Raw genomic sequence first — 350 nt, forward strand, 5'->3', positions numbered from 1 at the left:
TATTTATCCACGCTTTTTAAATCCTTGGGAATTAAAAAGCCAGGAACTTACTTAGTTCCTAGCTCCTTCATTCCTATGATTGATCAACGTTATCATCTGATCAATCAGGTATCGGTCCGTTCAATAATGTGGTTTTTAGAATATAGTTCGTACAGGGCAAATCCTACCACGAGCCATCCTAAATAAAACTCCCATGCCGAAAAAGTAATATTAGCCAATAAAAGCGCGCAAATTAACATCGCAGCTATTGGGATTACGTTCCCAAACGGGATTCTAAAAGGTCGTGGCAAATCCGGATACTGCCGACGTAATAAAATCACGATTAAGGAAATTAAGAAAAATACCGATAA

At 38.0% G+C, this 350-nt stretch carries 1 protein-coding gene; it reads right to left on the minus strand.

The window, feature by feature from the left end:
• Window positions 1-104: 104 nt before the first annotated feature.
• Window positions 105-350: amino acid permease C-terminal domain-containing protein (locus tag CP370_RS09440; protein WP_304441349.1), on the minus strand; the 246-nt coding region annotated here is incomplete at its 5' end.

The sequence above is a fragment of the Lactobacillus sp. UMNPBX19 genome (assembly GCF_002553805.1).
GTDB lineage: Bacteria > Bacillota > Bacilli > Lactobacillales > Lactobacillaceae > Lactobacillus.